Raw genomic sequence first — 13978 nt, 5'->3', positions numbered from 1 at the left:
GGTCAAGTGTGCACGTCTTCCTCCAGGACGGCGCTACCGCATGTCTACCTTGGGCGGTATGCCGCCGGCCGAGGGAACAGTGCGCGATCTCATCGAGGCAGCTCTGCGCGACACAGACCCCGACGGCCCGCTGCGCTGGCATGTGATCTCCGTGCTGCGCCAGCGCGGCGACCTGGAGTCGTTCATCGAGGCGCGCCGGCTGTGCGCCGCGGAGACGGTGACCGAGCGCCTGCTCGGCGTGGACATCATGGGGATGCTGGAGCCGTTCGTGGACCGTACGCTGCCGGTGCTGCGCTATCTGGCCGCCAGCGAGAACGACGCCATGGTCCTCTACTCGGTGCTGATCGCGTTCGGCCACCTGGCCGACCCGCGGTCGCTGCCGTCTGTGATCGAGCTGGCCGGCCACGACGACGCGAGGGTGCGGTACGGCGCCGCGTACGCGCTGCAGCACGTGCTCGGCGACCCGCCTGACCGGGCGGGACTGGAGACGCTGCGCGCGCTGGCGGCCGACAGCGACAAGGACGTGGCAGGCTGGGCCTCGCTCGGCGTGGCGCTGAGATCGGCCCGTTAGCCGCGCCGAGACCGGCCCGTTGACCCGCGCCGAGATCGGCCCGTCAACCCCTCGAGGCCAGGTCGATCACGTGCTGTGGGAGGTCCTCGACCTGGGTGGGGTCCCACGGAAGTTCGAGCCCGCCCTCGCGCAGCACGGTGTCCAGGACCATGGCCGTGAACCCCCACACGAGCATCCCCCGCACCCGGAACGCCGGCCCCGCGAACCCGCTGGGATGCCGCAGCGTGACCCGGTTGCCGGGATCGACCAGCTCGGCGATCGGCACCCGCTCCACGGACTCGACCTCGTGGGGTGAGGCCGCGTGCACGGCGGACGGCTCGCGCCACCAGGCGATCACGGGCGTGACCCGGTTGTCGCTGCGGTCGAGGTACAGCTCGGGCATCGTGCACAGCACGTGGACGCCGGAGGGATCGACGCCGGTCTCCTCCTCGGCCTCGCGCAGCGCCGCCGCGACCGGCCCTCCGTCGTCGGGGTCCACGCCGCCGCCGGGGAACGCGGGCTGCCCGGCGTGGTTGCGCCCGCGCGTGCTGCGCTGGATGAGCAGGACGTCAGGACCCAGCGGCCCCTCGCCGAACAGCATCAGCACCGCCGCGGCCCGTCCGGCCCCGTCCGGGGGGCGCAGGTATCTGGGCACTCTGATCCGCTCAGCCTGCGCCGCCAGTCTGTCGAGCCAGTCGGGCACTTCGGTCACGCATCCTCCAACACGGCGGGGTTCCGATGACTTCCCTTGATCGGAAGCTTGGTCAGGAGAAGGGGCCGGACCTGACGAGCTTCGTGGCCTCGGCCGTCGCCGTGGGGCCGGTGCCGTACGACGGGCAGAGCGCGGCCAGCGGGCACACGCCGCACGCGGGCCGGCGGGCGTGGCACATGCGGCGGCCGTGCCAGATCACCCGGTGCGAGAAGATCGTCCACTCGCGCTTGGGCAGCAGCTCGCCCACGGCGTGCTCGATCTTGACGGGATCGGTCTCCTCGGTCCAGCCGAAGCGGCGCACCAGCCGCTGGAAGTGGGTGTCGACGGTGAGCCCCGGCACGCCGAACGCGTTGCCCAGCACCACGTTGGCGGTCTTGCGGCCCACGCCCGGCAGGGTGACCAGGTCCTTCAGCTTGCCGGGCACCTCTCCGCCGTACCGCTCGCACACCGCCCTGGCCATGCCGATGATGCTGTTGGTCTTCGCGCGGAAGAAGCCGGTCGAGCGGATGATCTCCTCCATCTCGGCCGGGTCCGCGGCAGCATAGTCGGCCACCGTCGGATATTTCGCGAAGAGGATGGGGGTGACCATGTTGACCCGCTTGTCCGTGCACTGTGCGGACAGGATGGTCGCGACCAGAAGTTCTAACGGGTTGCCGAAGTCCAGCTCGCAATGGGCCTCTGGGTAGGTCTCCGCGAGGATGCGGTTCATCTTGCGCGCCCGCCGTACCAGTGCGAGCTGGGTCTCCGGCTTGCGCCCCGCCGCGTTCGTGGCCATGCCGCAAGACTAGAAGCTCCCGCGAACTGTTGAACCCAGGACGGCCCTGCCGGCGTACAACCTGGCGACATGGGAGGCGGTGGCCATGAGCGGTCAGGGTGCGGTGCTGTCGGACTTCGTGCGTACGTCGGGGCCGCTCAACGGGCAGGCGCTGCATCACCTGGCCCTGACCTGCGCCTCCGCCGTCGCCAGGCTGCACGCCCGGGGCAACGTGGGGCTCGGGCTCAGCCATGAGAGCGTCGCGCTCGGCAGCCACGGCCAGGTGCTGATCGGCTGGCAGCCCGGCGTCACGCCCGGCTCCGCGGCCGACGACATGCGGGACTGGGCCGACCTGGTGGTCTTCGCCGGCACCGGACGCACGGACGGCGACACCTCCGTCCTGACTCCCGCCCTGCGCCTCGCGGTACGGCAGTGCCGCCAGCCCGACCCCACGGCCAGGCCCCGGGCGGCAGACGTGCTGCGCGTGCTGCTCGGACGATCGGTCGCCGCGGCGGTGGCCTCGGTGGACGACCTCCTGGCCTCCTGACACCTCCGGAGAGCGGCGCTTCCGGAGGGCCGATACCCCTTGAAATCAGGGCATCAGGTAACTTTCCCCTGGATACGACTCGTCCTAAAAGCGCAGAACACTCCAGCATTCCCATAACCTGTGTGTGCCACGCAGAGTGGGGTGAGTCACAATGGCAGCAGAGGAGGCAGAGTGAACACCGAAGATGTGCTGGGCAAGGCCCCCCTGTTCGCCGCGCTGGACCGCGAGAGCGCCGCGGCGCTGCGTACGAGCATCACGGAGGTCCAGCTCTCCAAGGGACAGACGCTTTTCCACGAGAACGAGACCGGCGACCGGCTCTACGTCGTGCTTGAAGGCAAGATCAAACTGTCCCGCACCTCGCCTGACGGACGGGAAAACCTGCTGAGCGTGCTCGGGCCGAGCGAGATGTTCGGCGAGCTGTCGCTGTTCGACCCGCGCCCGCGCACGGCCTCCGCGACGGCGCTGACCGACGTGCGCCTGGCCGGGCTCGGCCACGACGACCTGCGCCCCTGGCTCACCGGCCGTCCCGAGGTGGCACTCCACCTGCTGCGCGCGCTCGCCCAGCGGCTGCGCCGCACCAACGACGTCCTGGCCGACCTGGTCTTCACCGACGTGCCTGGGCGCGTGGCCAAGCAGCTGCTCGACCTGGCCGAGCGGTTCGGCATCAGGACCGATGAGGGCCTGCGGGTGCACCACGACCTGACGCAGGAGGAGCTGGCGCAGCTCGTCGGCGCCTCGCGCGAGACGGTCAACAAGGCGCTGGCCGACTTCGCCCAGCGCGGCTGGCTGCGGATCGAGGCCAAGGCCGTGGTCATCCTGGACATGGACCGGCTCTACAACCGGTCGAGGTAGCCGACGGCTACCGGGCGTCCAGATACTCCAGCTGAGCGACCACCGACATCTCGGCGGCGGCCCAGAGTGAGCGGTCGACGTCCGCGTACACGACCTTGACGATCTGGCGCGGCGTGCGCGCGCCCTGCTCACGCGCCGCCCTGATCTGGTCGAGCCGCTCCCGCCTGTGGGCGATGTAGCCGTCGAGGGCGCCGATCGGGTCGGGCAGCACCGGTCCGTGGCCGGGCAGCAGCGCCCGCGCCTCCAGGCTCTCCGCGGCGGCCCTCAGCCGGTCGAGGCTGCGGAGGTAGTCGGCCAGGCCACCGTCGCGGGCGATGATCGTGGTGCCTCTGCCGAGCACGGTGTCGCCGGTCAGCATCGCGCGGTCCTGCGGCAGCCAGAAGCAGAGCGAGTCGAACGAGTGGCCCGGCGTGCCGTACACGTGGATCTCCAGGCCGTCCACCGTGACCACGTCGCCGTCGGCGAGCCCCTCGTCACCGAGCCGGTGCCGGGGATCGAGCGCGCGTACGGGGGCGCCCACCATCTCGGCGAACCTCCTGGCGCCGCCGCTGTGGTCGAAGTGCCCGTGAGTCAGCAGGATCTCGGTGACGCGGCGCTCCCCCAGATGGTCGCGTACGCGGCGCAGGTGCGACTCGTCGTCCGGACCGGGATCGACGACGACCACCTCGTGCTCGCCGATGACCCAGGTGTTGGTGCCGTCGAGCGTCATGGCGGAGGGGTTGGGGGCGAGCAGGTTCTCGGCGTGTCGCGTACGGGAGCCGTCGGGCGTGCCGATCGGGATGTGCAGTCCGCTCACCTGGTCACCAGCCGCATCTCGCCCTCGATCTCCACGGCCCTCGGCATGATCGGCACGATCTCCCGGCGCTCGGCCAGGATCCCCGCCACGCTGTCGTGAGCCGACAGCTCGGTCAGCGTCTGGTACGTGGGCGGCATCAGGAAGATCTCGCCCTTGTGCGCCAGCTCGATCGCCTCCGCCGGGCGCTGCCAGACCACGTGGTCGGCCTCGCCGCCGACGTCGCGGGTGCGCTGGCCCTCCGGCAGCACGGCGGCGAAGAACCGCGTGTCGAAGCGCCTGTGCTCGATCTCCGGCGTGATCCAGTGGGCCCACGGCTTGAGCAGGTCGGACCGGAGCACCAGGCCGCGCCGGGCGAGGAAGTCGGCGAAGCCCAGGCTCCTGTCGATCAGGGCCAGCCGGTCCGACTCCCAGTCGTCCCCAGTCGTGTCGGCGACCACGGAGTCGGGCCCGGGACCGGCCAGCAGCACGCCCGACTCCTCGAACGTCTCGCGCACGGCCGCGCACACCAGCCCCCGCGCGACCTCCTCGCCGGCGTTGAAGACCGCGCCCCACTCCGCCGGTGACGGGCCGGCCCAGGCCACGGCCTGGTCGGTGTCGCGGGCGTCCACCGAGCCGCCGGGAAAGACGTACGCGCCCGCCGCGAAGGCCATCGTGGACTTCCGCCGCAGCAGGTAGACCTCCGGGGCTGCGTTCATGGCCTCCACTCCGTGGAGGCGGGCTCGGTCGCTGGGGAGCCGTCGCCTTCCCTCGTCACTCCGGTCGCTACGCTCCCTGCGTTCCTCAGTCCAGGCGACGGCGCTCCCTCGCAAAATCACCACCGTGGCGGCGTCCCGCGTGGGGACCGGCTCCGCCCGCCCCGCGAGGATCTCCCGCGCCCGCGTGGCGAGCTCGGCTGGAAGCGGCAATCCGGTCACATCCGTCATAGTGCCTCAGGCTACTTCGGCGATCAGCTCCACTTCCACGGGCGCGTCCAGCGGGAGGGAGGCCACGCCGACCGCGCTGCGGGCGTGCCTGCCCGGCTCACCCAGCACCTCGGCGAGCAGCTCACTGGCGCCGTTGCCGACCTTTGGCTGCTCGGTGAAGGCCGGATCGCTGGCCACGAACACCGTGACCTTGACGATGCGTACGACCTTCTGCAGGTCACCGACCTCGGCCCGCACCGCGGCCAGCGCGTTGAGCGCGCAGATGCGGGCCTGCTCCGCGCCCTCCTCGGTGGTCAGGTCGGCCCCGACCTTGCCGGTCTTCTGCAGCTTGCCGTCCACGAACGGCACCTGGCCCGAGGTGTAGACGAGGTTGCCCGTGCGCATGGCGGGCACATAGGCCCCCGCAGGCGCCGGCACCTCGGGCAGCGTCAGGCCGAGATCCGCGATCTTCTGCTCCGGAGTCACTGCTTCTCCCGCTTGAAGTAGGCCACCAGCTGCTCGGGCGAGGCGCCCTGCACGATCTGGACCAGCTCCCAGCCGTCGGAGCCGAAGTTGTCGAGGATCATCTTGGTGTTGTGAATCAGCACCGGGGCGGTGAGGTACTCCCATTTCTTCATGAGGGCCAGATTAGTGTGAGCAATCTCAAAGGGTGGTCGTCGGCTTTCCGCAAGTGACCCTTCGGTAGCCTCGAGTCGTGGAGTCTCCGGACACGGATTGGGCAGGCGTGCGGCTGCACGTGGTCACCGGCAAGGGCGGCACCGGCAAGACGACCGTGGCCGCCGCTCTCGCGCTCGCCCTGGCCGCCGGCGGGCGGAAGGTGCTGCTCGTCGAGGTCGAGGGCAGGCAGGGCATCGCGCAGATCTTCGACCTGCCACCGTTGCCCTACGAGGAACGCAAGATCGCGGTCGCGCCCTCGGGCGGCGACGTGTACGCGCTGGCCGTCGATCCCGAAGAGGCCATGCTCGACTACATGGAGATGTTCTACGGGATGCGCAGGGCCGGCCGGGCGCTGACCAAGATGGGCATCGTCGACTTCGCCACCACCGTGGCCCCCGGCTTTCGCGACGTGCTCGTCACGGGCAAGACGACCGAGGCGGTGCGCAGGCGGGGCAAGAACGGCCGCAGGGTCTACGACGCGGTCGTGCTCGACGCGCCGCCGACAGGACGCATCACGCGCTTCCTGAACGTCACCCAGGAGGTGGCCGGCCTGGCCAAGGTCGGGCCGATCAAGAACCACTCCGATCTGGTCAGCGGAGTCGTGAAATCTCCTGAAACGGCCGTGCACTTCGTGACACTGCTGGAGGAGATGCCCGTCCAGGAGACGCTCGACGGCATCGCCGAATTGCGATCAGCCGGGCTCCCCACCGGTGGAATTTTCATCAACATGGTCCGCGAATCGCTGCTCCCGCAGGCCGCTCTTGACACGGCTGTCAAGGGCCGGTTCGACACCGGGGAGCTCGTGCTCGGGCTCAAGGCAGCCGGGGTGGCCGACGGGGCGGAGGCCTCGTCGTTCGCCGAGGCGCTCGCGGAAGAGATCATCGAGCATGCCCGCCGCACCGAGCTGGAGCGCGCGGAGCGCGACTCGCTGGCGGAGGCGGGGCTGACGAGCTACGAGCTGCCGCTGCTGGCCGACGGCGTGGACCTGGCGGGCCTGTACGAGCTGGCAGAGAGCATCCGCACCCAAGGGGCAGCATGAAGCGGCCTCGGGCAGCGCTCGACACCCAAGGAGCAGCATGAAGCGGCCTCGGCCCGCGGCGCCCGACATCCAAGGAGCAGCGTGAAGAAGCCCGCAGCGCTCGACATCGACGCGATACTCGACGACCGGGGCACCAGGATCATCGTCTGTTGCGGCGCCGGCGGCGTGGGCAAGACCACGACCGCGGCGGCGCTCGGGCTGCGGGCGGCCGAGCGCGGCAGGTGCGCGGTCGTGCTCACCGTGGACCCCGCGCGGCGCCTGGCCCAGTCGATGGGGCTGACCGAGCTGGACAACACCCCGCGCCTGGTCACCTCGCCCGAGGGCGGCGGCCAGCTCTTCGCCATGATGCTCGACATGAAGCGCACGTTCGACGAGATCATCGAGGCGCACGCCGACCCCGAGCGGGCCCGCCAGATCCTGTCGAACCCCTTCTACCAGTCGCTTTCGTCCAGTTTCTCCGGCACGCAGGAGTACATGGCCATGGAGAAGCTGGGCCAGCTCCGCCGCTCGGACGAGTGGGACCTGATCATCGTGGACACGCCGCCGTCGCGGTCGGCCCTCGACTTCCTCGACGCCCCCGAGCGGCTCGGGCGCTTCCTCGACGGGCGGTTCATCCGGCTGCTCACCGCGCCCGCCAAGGCCGGAGGGCGCAGCGCGTTCCGGCTGCTCAACGCCGGATTCGGGCTGATGGCAGGCGTGATGACCAAGCTGCTCGGCGCACAGGTGATCAAGGACCTGCAGACGTTCGTGTCCGCCCTGGACGCCGTCTTCGGCGGGTTCAGGCAGCGCGCCGAGATGACGTACAAGCTGCTGCAGGCCCCCGGCACGGCCTTCCTCGTGGTGGCCGCGCCCGAGCGGGACGCCATGCGGGAGGCGTCCTACTTCGTCGAGCGGCTCGCCGAGGAGCGCATGCCGCTGGCCGGCCTGGTGGTCAACCGCGTGCACATGTCGCCCGCCTCGGTCCTCTCAGCCGCCCGTAGCGCCGCGGCAGCGGAGGACCTGGAGTCGCGGGGCGAGCACGAGCTGACCGCCGCCGTGCTGCGGCTGCACGCCGGGCGAATGCAGCTCGCGGCCCGCGAAGGCCGTGAGCAGGAGCATTTCATCTCGGCCCACCCCACGGTTCCCGTGGTGCAGGTTCGCGCCATGTCCGAGGACGTCCACGATCTCATGGGTCTGCGGCAGATCGGGGACCTGCTGGCGAGCGCATAAAAAGTACGGCCGGCGGACGGCGCCGGCCGTACTCGGCTCGCCGGGCTTGGCTCAGCCCGCGATCAGCTCGTTGGTTCGTTCGTACTCTTCCTTGGCCGACTCGAGCAGGTCGCGCCACGAGTCCACGTCGGGCCGCCGTCGAAGCAGCGCACGCCGTTCGCGTTCGGTCATACCGCCCCACACCCCGAACTCGATGCGATTGTCCAGCGCATCGGCGAGGCATTCAGTACGGACCGGGCAGCCACGGCAGATGAGCTTGGCCCTGTTCTGCGCGGCGCCCTGCACGAACAGGGCATCCGGATCCGCACCCTTACAGGCGGCACGGGAGGTCCAATCCGTGATCCACATTGTTCGACCCCACTCCCCTTAGGTGGTCAGTCGTCATTTGGGGCCGACGGGCGCGGGCGCCGAGCCTCCGTATTCAGTTGCCGCAGAGGAGAACGTACGCAACTACCCGTTCGGGCCGACAGACCCCAGAGGACCAATTTCTCGCGGCGGTCTTGACCGGGAATGACTAGTCACCCCCGTCAGTCAAGGCGAAATGGTGTCGTGCTACCGGAAAGGTCAGTGTTTCGACGTACCCTTGTTAGCGTGCAAGCGCAGCGCAAAGATCGTTCCAATCCTGTCCTCGGCATCCTGCGTCTGATCATCGCAGGCATCGTCGCCGGGGTGCTGGCCGCGGCCGTGGCTCTCCCTGCGGTCGGCGGGGCAGGGATCTCCACGAAGAGCGCTGTGGAAAGCCTCAACCTCAAACCCGAGAACCTCGACGAACCCCCTCTGCCCGAGCGCACCATCCTGAAGGACGCGAACGGCAAGCAGTTCGCGCAGTTCTACTACGAGAACCGCCAGATCGTGCCCCTCGACAAGGTCGCCCCGATCATGCAGACGGCCCTGATCGCGATCGAGGACTTCCGTTTCTACCAGCACGGGCCGATCGATGTTGAGGGAACGGCGAGAGCACTACTCAAGAATTTCTCGAGCGGCGGCGTGATGCAGGGCGGCTCGTCCATCACGCAGCAGTACGTCAAGCAGGTGCTGGTCAACAAGGCCGAGACGCCCGCGGAGCAGCAGGCGGCCATCGCCCCGACGATCTCTCGCAAGCTCGCCGAGCTGCGCTACGCGATGGCGATCGAGAAGAAGTACACCAAAAACCAGATTCTCGAGAAATATCTGAACATCGCCTACTTCGGCGCCGGCGCCCACGGCATCCAGGCCGCCGCCAGGCGCTTCTTCGACAAGCCCGCCTCCGAGCTCAACCTCGTCCAGGCGGCCACGCTGGCCGGCGCCGTACAGAACCCCGCCAGGACCGACCCGAGCGTCGGCCCCGAGTCGCGGGAGCGGCTGCTGCAGCGCCGCAACATCGTGCTCGACCGGATGGCCCAGATCGGCAAGATCTCGTGGCAGGAGGCCAACGAGGCCAAGGCGAAGAAACTGGGCTGGAAGAACGTCAAGGCGCCCGGCGGCTGCGAGGCCAGCAAATTCCCGTACTTCTGCCTCTACGTCCAGTACGAGATCCTCAACAACGAGGACTTCGGGAAGAGCATGGACGAGCGCAGGAAGCTGCTCCAGCGCGGCGGCCTGGAGATCAAGACCACGATCGACCCGAAGATGCAGGCCGCCGCCGACAAGGCGATCAAGAAGTACGTCTCCAAGAAGGACAAGCCCGTGGCCTCGCAGGCCATGGTCGTTCCCGGCACCGGCGAGATCAAGGCGATGGCCGCCTCGCGGAAGTTCGGCGGGAGCAAGAAGAAGAACGAGATGAGCTACAACATCGTGGCCGACGGGGCGCACGGCGGCGGGCGCGGGTTCCAGCAGGGCTCGACGGCCAAGGTCTACACGCTGGCCACGGCGTTGGAAGAGGGCATGAAGTACGGCGACGGCTTCCCCTCCCCCGCGGGCTTCCAGGCCGGCAGCTACAGCACGTTCAAGAACTGCAAGGGCGACAACGTCGGCGACCCGTCCCACACCGTGCGCAACTCCAGTGAGGGCGGCGGCGGCTTCAAGACGCTCGAGACCGGCACCTGGGGCTCGGTGAACACGTTCTTCCTCAAGCTGGAGCAGCGGGTCGGGCTCTGCAGCGTGGTCAAGATGGCCAAGAAGCTCGGGGTCAAGCGGGCCGACGGGGACAAGCTGTCCGAGGTGGAGACGTTCACGCTGGGGGTCAACGAGGTCGACCCCGTGACGATCGCCAGCTCGTACGCGGTGTTCGCCTCGCGCGGGCAATACTGCAAGCCGCTGGCGATCACGGAGATCAAGGACAGGGACGGCAAGGCCAAGCAGTACAAGCCGAAGTGCTCGCAGGTGCTGGAGGAGGAGGTCGCCGACGCGGTCAGCGGCATCCTGTCCGGGGTGTTCACCAAGGGCACGATGCGCGAGGTGGGCGGCATCGGGCGGGACGCGGCCGGCAAGACGGGGACGACCGACAACTACATGTCGGCCTGGTTCGCCGGCTACACCCCCAATCTGGCCTCGGCCGTCAGCCTGGGCGACCCGCGCGGCACCTCGTCCCACAAGCTGATCGGGATCACGATCGGGGGACGGTACTACTCGTACGTGTACGGGGCCTCCATTTCCGGGCGGATCTGGAAGGACTCGATGATGTCCGCGCTGAAGGGGATCGAGCCGACGGAGTTCACGCCGGTGGACCGGTCGCGCTTCGGCGGATGCACGGAGCACTGCGCGCCCAAGCCCAAGAAGAAGAAGGGCGAGGACGAGGAGGGGCCGCCTGGGGACGGTGGCGACCTGTTCAACATCTTCAACCCGCCGGACGGCGGGGACGGGGGCCAGCCGGGCAACGGCAACGGGCGCGGCCGCGGCTTCACCGGCCCCGTCGCCACGAACGGCCGCTGACCCCGCCGCCGGGCGGCCTTCGGCTCGCCCTCAGGCGGCGGGACGGCGCCCGGCGGCCCATGACCGCACCCGTGGCGGGCACGGCGGCTCCCGGCCCGCTGAGCCGCCTCCAGACCCCCACCTCCAGACAGCCGCCTCCAAACAGCCGGAGACTGACAGCGGGGTCCTTACAGCTGGGTCGTGACAGCTGGGTCGTGACAGCTCGGGTCGTGACAGCCGGAGACTGACAGCGGAGACCGCGACTACTTGCCCGCCAGCCGGGCACGGACGGCGGCGGCGACGCGTCCGCCCTCGGCCCGCCCGGCCACCTTCGGGTTGACGACCTTCATGACCTGCCCCATGGCCTGCGGCCCGGCAGCGCCGGTCTCCGCGACGGCGGCGTCGACGATGGCCGCCAGCTCCTCGTCGGAGAGCTGCGCCGGCAGGTACTCCTCCAGCACCGCCTGCTCGTCCAGCTCGGCCTGCGCCTGCTCGGCCCGCCCCGCGTTTCCGAACGCCTCGGCCGCCTCCCGGCGCTTCTTGGCCTCCTTGGTCAGCACCTTGATGATCTCGTCGTCGGTCAGCTCCCTGGCCTCCTTGCCGGCGACCTCCTCGACGTTCACCGCGGCCAGTGCCATCCGGATCGTCCGGAGACGTACCTCGTCCCGGCTCTTCAACGAGGCCGTCAGGTCGGCCTTCAGCTTGTCCTTCAATGCGCTCATGCGGTCCATCTTGCCGCCTGCGCGGACCGGCGCGGACTTCTCGCGCCGGATGTCGGGCATCATGAGTACGTGAGAAGAGCCGTCGCAGTGCCACTGTCCATGCTTGGTCTCGGCCTCGCCGGGCTGGGTTACGCCTCCGTGGTGGAGCGCAACTGGTTCCGCCTGCGCCGCTTCGACGTGCCGGTGCTGGAGCGCGGCCAGCGTCCCGTACGCATTCTCCACCTTTCCGACCTGCATCTGACGCCCCGCCGTACGATGCTCATCAACTGGGTCCGCTCCCTGGGCCCGCTGAAGCCGGACCTGGTGGTCAACACCGGCGACTCGATCGCCCACCCGGACGCCGTCCCCTCACTCCTGCACGCCCTGGAGCCCCTGCTGTCCCGCCCGGGCCTCTTCGTCTACGGCTCCAACGACCTGTACGCCCCGAAGCCCAAAAACCCGGCCCGCTACCTGTGGCGCACGTCCAAGAACGAGCGCCGCCAGCACGTCCCCACCCTGCCCTGGGAGGAGCTGGGAGCGGGCATGGCGGCCGAGGGCTGGCTCGACATGAACAACACCACGGCCCGCATCAAGGTGGGCGACCTCGACGTGGCCGTGGCGGGCATCCACGACTCCCACATCTCCCGCGACCGCTACGACCTCGTGGCGGGCCCGGCCCCGGTGGACGCCGACCTCCGCCTGGGCGTCATGCACTCGCCCGAGCCACGCAACATGACCCGCTTCGCCGAGGACGGCTACCAGCTCCTGCTCGCCGGCCACACGCACGGCGGCCAGCTCTGCATCCCGTTCTACGGCGCCCTGGTCACCAACTGCGGCCTCGACCGGGCCCGGGTCAAGGGCCTGAGCCGCCACGACAGCGCCTGGCTCCACGTCTCCGCGGGCCTCGGCACCTCCCCGTACGCCCCGGCCCGTTTCGCCTGCTTCCCGGAGGCATCGCTGCTTACGCTCGTTCCCCGCCGTTGACACGGTCACAAGTACCTTGGGAGTCCGCTAGACTTTTCCAAGCACGCGCAAGACCGGCGTGCACCGGGGTGTAGCGCAGCTTGGCAGCGCGCTTCGTTCGGGACGAAGAGGTCGTGGGTTCAAATCCCGCCACCCCGACACAGTTTGACCAGGTGAAGGGCTTGATCCGCTAAGCGGATCGGGCCCTTTTCCGTTTCTGGAAGTCGATAGGAGCCAATCGGGGAGCCAACTCACTCGGACTCAACCCGTCGGCTTGTCGCCGAAGATTGTGTTCATGGTGTGGGCGCCCTTGGTGATCACCGGCTTGAGCTGGTGCCGGTAGACCGCCTCTGTGACGCTGGTGCCGGCGTGCCCGACGAGATCGGCGATGGTCTCGATGGGTACGCCCTGGTCACTCATGATCGAGACGAACGAGTGACGCAGTTCGCGGGGCGTCCAGTCGGTTCCGATGCCCGCGTTCTTCGTGATCTGCCGGAACGCCCGTCGGACGTTCGCCGCGTCCAGTGGAGTGCCGACGTTCGTGCAGAACACCAGGTTGTGATCTTGCCATGCCTCTCCCGCCTTGAGCTTGTGGGCGGCCTGGCGGGTGTGGTGTTGCCGGAGTGCCTCAGCGGCGAGCTTGGGTAGCTCCAGTGTCCGGCGCGACTTGCGGGTCTTGGTGTCACCTCCTACTCGGTCGGCTCGCCACACGTAGATGGCGAACCTGGTGTGCTTGAACCCTGCCTCGGTCACCGGTTGCCACGCCTTGAGGCTGGGGATCCAGGCGACGACGTGATCCCAGCGCAGTGCACGGGCTTCCTCGGTACGGACGCCCGTGGTGAGGCTGAGCACTACGTAGGCGTGCAGTTCGGACGACTCTGCGGCCTTGAGCATCGCGTCCGCTTGGTGCTTCGTGAGCGCCTTGCTGGGCCGGCCGTCCTTGCCTGCTGGTGTGGTGACCAACTCGGCGACGTTCCTCAGCACCAGGTCTCGTGCCTGAGCTTGCCGGGTAGCCCGCTTCAGCACGCTGTGGACATCTCGTAGCGTCCGGGTGGCCAGGTCGGTCGAGAGTTCGTCGAGCCACTCATCGACGTGATCCGCCCGTAGCTGCTGGAGCTTGAGTTTCCCCAGCCTGGGGATAACGTGCGTCTCGGCGAGGATGCGTTGCTTGGTGACGGTGCTCTCGGATCGCCCCTTGAGGCCCTTGCTGAGCCAGTCGTTGACGGCGTCGCGCACAGTGTAGGTCTCCGATGCGGTGACGCCTGACTCCAGGGCTTTGACGGCCTTGATCAGCTTGTCTTTGACCAGGGTCTTGGTCTTGGCCTTGCGCTTGAGGCGCTGGCGCTTGCCATCGGGGCCGAACCCGAGGGAGATGGCTCCGGTGTAGCCGTCTCCCTCGGGATAGATGGTCGCTTCGTACTGGCCGATCAGGATCTTGGCCAAGGG

General features: G+C 69.1%; 16 protein-coding genes and 1 tRNA gene. 8 read left to right on the top strand and 9 right to left on the bottom strand.

The features are described from left to right. Positions 1 to 58 precede the first annotated feature (58 nt). Complete coding sequence (locus tag ACIBVN_RS33540) at positions 59 to 571, top strand: HEAT repeat domain-containing protein (RefSeq protein ID WP_397143311.1); 513 nt, start codon at positions 59 to 61, stop codon at positions 569 to 571. A 43-nt stretch (positions 572 to 614) separates the two neighbouring features. Here ACIBVN_RS33540 and ACIBVN_RS33535 read toward each other — a convergent pair whose 3' ends face one another. Together ACIBVN_RS33535 and nth are read right to left on the bottom strand one after the other, a co-directional pair. Further along, on the bottom strand, positions 615 to 1262 hold the full coding sequence (locus ACIBVN_RS33535; protein WP_349452658.1) for a CoA pyrophosphatase: 648 nt from the start codon (positions 1260 to 1262) through the stop codon (positions 615 to 617). A 52-nt stretch (positions 1263 to 1314) separates the two neighbouring features. Beyond that, positions 1315 to 2037 (bottom strand): endonuclease III, encoded by a 723-nt coding sequence (gene nth / locus ACIBVN_RS33530; protein ID WP_397143309.1) that lies wholly within the window; start codon positions 2035 to 2037, stop codon positions 1315 to 1317. Between the two features lie 85 nt (positions 2038 to 2122). Between nth and ACIBVN_RS33525 the strand changes: the two genes are divergently transcribed. Together ACIBVN_RS33525 and ACIBVN_RS33520 are read left to right on the top strand one after the other, a co-directional pair. Further along, on the top strand, positions 2123 to 2563 hold the full coding sequence (locus tag ACIBVN_RS33525; RefSeq protein WP_397143307.1) for a hypothetical protein: 441 nt from the start codon (positions 2123 to 2125) through the stop codon (positions 2561 to 2563). Positions 2564 to 2734: 171 nt separating this feature from the next. Continuing rightward, positions 2735 to 3415 carry a Crp/Fnr family transcriptional regulator gene (locus ACIBVN_RS33520; RefSeq protein ID WP_397143305.1) on the top strand — a complete coding sequence of 227 codons (681 nt, stop codon included), beginning with the start codon at positions 2735 to 2737 and terminating at the stop codon, positions 3413 to 3415. 7 nt (positions 3416 to 3422) lie between these two features. Here the strand turns inward: ACIBVN_RS33520 and ACIBVN_RS33515 are convergent, their stop codons facing one another. The 4 genes from ACIBVN_RS33515 to ACIBVN_RS33500 are packed head-to-tail and all read right to left on the bottom strand — an operon-like array spanning position 3423 to position 5751. Then, complete coding sequence (locus ACIBVN_RS33515; RefSeq protein ID WP_397143303.1) at positions 3423 to 4211, bottom strand: MBL fold metallo-hydrolase; 789 nt, start codon at positions 4209 to 4211, stop codon at positions 3423 to 3425. Next, positions 4208 to 5134 (bottom strand): NUDIX hydrolase, encoded by a 927-nt coding sequence (locus ACIBVN_RS33510; RefSeq protein ID WP_397143301.1) that lies wholly within the window; start codon positions 5132 to 5134, stop codon positions 4208 to 4210. Before ACIBVN_RS33510 ends, ACIBVN_RS33515 begins: the two co-directional genes overlap by 4 nt. Positions 5135 to 5140: 6 nt before the next feature. Further along, positions 5141 to 5599, bottom strand: coding sequence for a RidA family protein (locus ACIBVN_RS33505; protein ID WP_397143299.1), 459 nt, complete (start codon positions 5597 to 5599; stop codon positions 5141 to 5143). Further along, complete coding sequence (locus ACIBVN_RS33500) at positions 5596 to 5751, bottom strand: hypothetical protein (RefSeq protein ID WP_211370275.1); 156 nt, start codon at positions 5749 to 5751, stop codon at positions 5596 to 5598. The genes ACIBVN_RS33505 and ACIBVN_RS33500 overlap by 4 nt, the downstream gene beginning before the upstream one ends. A gap of 77 nt (positions 5752 to 5828) precedes the next feature. Here ACIBVN_RS33500 and ACIBVN_RS33495 point away from each other — a divergent pair, with 77 nt between their 5' ends. Further along, positions 5829 to 6830: an ArsA-related P-loop ATPase gene (locus ACIBVN_RS33495; protein WP_397143297.1), complete on the top strand. Its 1002-nt coding sequence runs from the start codon at positions 5829 to 5831 to the stop codon at positions 6828 to 6830. An 81-nt stretch (positions 6831 to 6911) separates the two neighbouring features. Continuing rightward, entirely contained in the window at positions 6912 to 8039 is a 1128-nt protein-coding gene (locus ACIBVN_RS33490; RefSeq protein ID WP_349452665.1) for an ArsA family ATPase, read from the top strand. A 51-nt stretch (positions 8040 to 8090) separates the two neighbouring features. Here ACIBVN_RS33490 and ACIBVN_RS33485 read toward each other — a convergent pair whose 3' ends face one another. Continuing rightward, positions 8091 to 8387: a WhiB family transcriptional regulator gene (locus ACIBVN_RS33485; protein ID WP_090771382.1), complete on the bottom strand. Its 297-nt coding sequence runs from the start codon at positions 8385 to 8387 to the stop codon at positions 8091 to 8093. Between the two features lie 243 nt (positions 8388 to 8630). Between ACIBVN_RS33485 and ACIBVN_RS33480 the strand changes: the two genes are divergently transcribed. Then, the gene (locus tag ACIBVN_RS33480) at positions 8631 to 10889 is read left to right on the top strand and encodes a transglycosylase domain-containing protein (protein ID WP_397143294.1); all 2259 of its coding nucleotides are present in this window, start codon (positions 8631 to 8633) and stop codon (positions 10887 to 10889) included. Between the two features lie 242 nt (positions 10890 to 11131). Here ACIBVN_RS33480 and ACIBVN_RS33475 read toward each other — a convergent pair whose 3' ends face one another. Continuing rightward, on the bottom strand, positions 11132 to 11590 hold the full coding sequence (locus ACIBVN_RS33475; protein WP_397143292.1) for a GatB/YqeY domain-containing protein: 459 nt from the start codon (positions 11588 to 11590) through the stop codon (positions 11132 to 11134). A gap of 99 nt (positions 11591 to 11689) precedes the next feature. Between ACIBVN_RS33475 and ACIBVN_RS33470 the strand changes: the two genes are divergently transcribed. Continuing rightward, on the top strand, positions 11690 to 12553 hold the full coding sequence (locus ACIBVN_RS33470) for a metallophosphoesterase (protein ID WP_397143524.1): 864 nt from the start codon (positions 11690 to 11692) through the stop codon (positions 12551 to 12553). Positions 12554 to 12617: 64 nt separating this feature from the next. Further along, positions 12618 to 12691, top strand: a tRNA-Pro gene (locus ACIBVN_RS33465). A 102-nt stretch (positions 12692 to 12793) separates the two neighbouring features. Here ACIBVN_RS33465 and xerC read toward each other — a convergent pair. After that, a complete protein-coding gene (gene xerC / locus ACIBVN_RS33460) occupies positions 12794 to 13975 on the bottom strand; it encodes a tyrosine recombinase XerC (protein ID WP_397143290.1) in 1182 nt (393 codons plus the stop codon). Between the last annotated feature and the right edge of the window lie 3 nt (positions 13976 to 13978).

Origin of the sequence: Nonomuraea sp. NPDC049400 (assembly GCF_044466425.1) — a bacterium.
Taxonomy (GTDB): Bacteria; Actinomycetota; Actinomycetes; order Streptosporangiales; family Streptosporangiaceae; genus Nonomuraea.
Note: the sequence above shows the minus strand (reverse complement) of the source record. Positions and strands in the feature narration are given on the sequence as shown.